This window comes from Streptomyces sp. NPDC020958 (genome assembly GCF_055562175.1).
Map to the genome: position 1 here is coordinate 1 of NZ_JBVHFU010000046.1, position 3758 is coordinate 3758.

General features: G+C 71.8%; 1 protein-coding gene. It reads left to right on the forward strand.

The genetic code is table 11. From position 1 onward, the window contains the following. Window positions 1-3758 (forward strand): SDR family NAD(P)-dependent oxidoreductase (locus ACZ3KP_RS40880; RefSeq protein WP_467506208.1); only part of this gene is annotated, 3758 nt, incomplete at both ends.

Consider the following 3758-nt stretch of genomic DNA (forward strand, 5'->3'; position numbering starts at 1 on the left):
CTGCTCGATGCGGCACTGCAGGGTCTGCTGGCCGCCGGTGATGGCAGTGGCGGGACGGGTCTGCCGTTCGCGTGGTCGGGGGTTCGGCTGCTGGCGGGCGGTGCTCGCCAGCTGCGGGTGGTCCTGGCGCCCGAGGCGAGTGGCGTCTCGGTGTCGGCGTTCGACGGTGCCGGTCAGCCGGTACTGCACGCACGGTCGTTGGCGCTGCGTGAGGCCGCGGCCGGTCCGTTCGGCGGGTCTGATCGTCAGGTGCGGCAGTCGCTGTTCACGGTGGACTGGGTGCCGCTGCCGCGGGCTTCGGCTTCGGCTGTTGCAGTGCAGTGGGCGCGGCACGGTTCCGGGATGGCTCCGGTGGTTGTTGCTGCGGTGCCTGCCGCTCCCGCCGGGAGTTCGGTGCCGCAGGCGGCCCAGCTGGCTGCTGCGACGGTGTTGGGTTGGGTGCAGGAGTGGCTGGCCGATCCCGCGACCGACGACGCACGCTTGGTGATCTGGACCCAGGGCGTGGCCGCCGGTCAGGATCTGGCCGGCGCAGCGGTGACGGGCCTGATCCGTTCCACGCAGTCGGAGCACCCGGGTCGTCTGCTGCTGGTCGACGTCGACCCGTCAGCCGGTCTGGACCCCGCCCACGACGCAGACGTGGACACCGTCCTGGCTGCGGTGCTGGACGCCGACGAGCCTGAGGTCTCCATCCGTCCCGCAGCTGACGGCGGGGGAGTCGCGGCGTTCGGCCGACGGCTGCTCCGGGTCGGTGCGTCCGGGGAGTTGCTGCTTCCCGGTGGTTCGGGCTGGCGAGTCGAGGTGACCAAGCCGGGTGACCTGGGCAGTGCCGCTGTTGTCGATGCGCCTGAGGCAGGCGCTGAGTTGGCGGCGGGTCAGGTCCGGGTTGGTCTGCGTGCGGCGGGCGTGAACTTCCATGACGTGGTCGGCGGTCTGGGGATGGTCGTCGACGGCCGGGTCCTCGGCGCGGAAGGCTCCGGCGTTGTCCTGGAGACCGGCCCTGGAGTCACTGGCCTGACGGTTGGTCAGTCGGTGATGGGTCTGGTGCCGGGCTGGGGTCCGGTCGGGATCGTGGACAGTCGTCTGCTCGCTCCGGTTCCGCAGGGCTGGTCCTTCCAGCAGGCCGCGGCGGTGTCGGCAGGCTTCCTGACCGCGTTCTACGCGTTGCGGGATCTGGCCCAGGTCCGGCCTGGTCAGCGGGTGCTGATTCACGCCGGTACGGGTGGAGTTGGCACGGCCGCCGTGCAGTTGGCCAAGGCGTGGGGCCTGGAGGTCTTCGCGACCGCGAGCCCGGCCAAGCAGCACGCGCTGCTCGCAGCCGGTGTGGAGGAGAGCCACATCGCCTCGACCCGTGATCTGGACTTCTGTGAGCGGTTCCTGGCCGTGACCGGTGGCGAGGGCATGGACGTGGTCGTCAACGCCCTGGCCGGTGAGTTCACGGACGCGTCGCTGCGGCTGTTGCCGCGCGGCGGCCGGTTCGTCGAGATGGGCAAGACCGACATCCGTGACGCCGCTGAGATCGCCGAGGCCTACCCGGGCGTGCTCTACCAGGCGTTCGACCTGATGGACGCCGGCGAGCTGCGGGTCGCGGAGATGCTGGCCGAGCTTGGAGGCATGTTCGACGCGGGCACGTTGGTCCCGCCGCCGGTGACGACCTTCGAGCTGTCGCAGGCTGTGGCGGCGCTGCGCTACCTGCAGGCTGCTCGACACCTGGGCAAGGTCGTGCTGAACGTCCCGGCCGAGTGGGACAGTCAGGGGACCGTCCTGGTGACCGGTGGAACCGGCACGCTGGGCGGGGAGTTGGCCCGGCACCTGGTGGATGTCCGTGGCATGCGGCACCTGGTGCTGATGTCGCGTCGTGGTCCGGTCGCGCCGGGCGTGGCCCGTCTGGTCGCGGGGTTGGCGCAGTCGGGTGCGGAGGTTCGCGTTCAGGCCGGCGACGCGGCCGACCGCGAGGGTCTCGCCTCGGTGCTGGCGCGGATCGCGGCCGAGCGGCCGCTGACCGCGGTGGTGCACGCGGCCGGTGTGATCGACGACGCCACGATCGAGTCGCTGACGCCGCAGCGGATCGCGACCGTCATGGCTGCCAAGGCTGATGCGGCGTGGAACCTGCACGAGTTGACCGAGGACGCGGGCCTGGCCGGCTTCGTGTTGTACTCCTCGGCGGCGGCTGTCATGGGCAGCCCGGGGCAGGGGAGTTACGCCGCCGCCAACGCGTTCCTGGACGCACTCGCGTCCTACCGTCGCGACCGGCAGCTGGCCGGTCAGTCGCTGGCCTGGGGCCTGTGGGCCCAGGCCTCGGAGATGACCGGGCACCTGGAGGGCGCGGGTCTGACCCGTCTGCGTCGCGGTGGTGTTCAGCCGCTGACGACCGAGCAGGGTCTCGCGCTGTTCGAGGCCGCTGCCGCGCTGGGCACACCGCTGGCCGTCCCCGCCCGGCTCGACCTGAGCGGGCTGCCCCGCGCGGGACGACCGGTGCCCCCGCTTCTGCGGGCTCTGGCCGTTGGCGCTCCTGCCCGCCGGACCGCGGCCGTTGCCGCGGCTGCGGACGCGGGTGGCCTGGCGACCCAGTTGGCCGCGCTGTCTCCCGCCGATCGTGAGCAGGAGGTTGTACAGATCGTTCGGGCGGCTGCCGCTGTCGTTCTCGGGCACGAGCGTGCCGGGGACATCGATCCCCAGCGGGCTTTCCGGGACATGGGCATCGACTCCCTCACCGGTCTGGAGCTGCGCAACCGGCTCGCGACCGAGACGGGTCTGACCCTTCCCGCCACCCTGGTCTTCGACCAGCCGACACCGCTGGAGGTCGCCCGCTACCTCGTGGCAGAGGCATGCGGCACCGCCGAGGTCGTCGGGACGGCGGTCGTGCCGGCGGTCCGTGTCGGCACGGACGAGCCGGTGGCGATCGTCGGTATGGGGTGCCGGTTCCCGGGCGGGGTCGAGGACCCGGAGGGTTTCTGGCAGTTGGTCGCCGGGGGGACCGACGCTATGTCGGGCTTCCCGACGAACCGCGGCTGGGAGATGCCGAGCACGTCCGAGCTTGGCACGTCGGGCGCGGCGTACGCCCCGGTGGGTGGCTTCCTTGACGGTGCCGGTGAGTTCGATGCGGAGTTCTTCGGGATCAGTCCGCGTGAGGCGTTGGGCATGGACCCGCAGCAGCGCCTGCTGCTGGAGACGTGCTGGGAGGCGCTGGAGGACGCCGGCATCGAGCCGGGAACGTTGAAGGGCACCGACACCGGTGTCTACGCGGGCATCGTCGCGTCGGGGTATCGGATCGGTGAGCAGGACGGTGCCGGTGGTTTCGGGATGACCGGTACGACGGCGAGTGTGGCGTCGGGTCGGGTGGCGTACTCGCTGGGTCTTCAGGGTCCCGCGGTGTCGATCGACACGGCGTGTTCGTCTTCGCTGACGGCGATTCACCTGGCGGCGCAGGCGCTGCGGTCCGGCGAGTGCGGGATCGCGCTGGCCGGCGGCGTCACCGTGATGGCCACCCCGGGGACCTACACGGAGTTCGCGCGGCAGCGAGGACTGGCCGCCAACGGCCGGTGCAAGCCGTTCGCGGATGCCGCTGACGGCACCGGTTGGGGCGAGGGCGTCGGGATGGTGGTCCTGGAGCGGCTGTCGGACGCCCGTGCTCGCGGGCACCGGGTGCTGGCGGTGGTTGCGGGTAGTGCGGTGAATCAGGACGGTGCGAGCAATGGTCTGTCGGCGCCGAATGGTCCGTCGCAGCAGCGGGTGATCCGGGCTGCGCTGGCCAGCGCGGG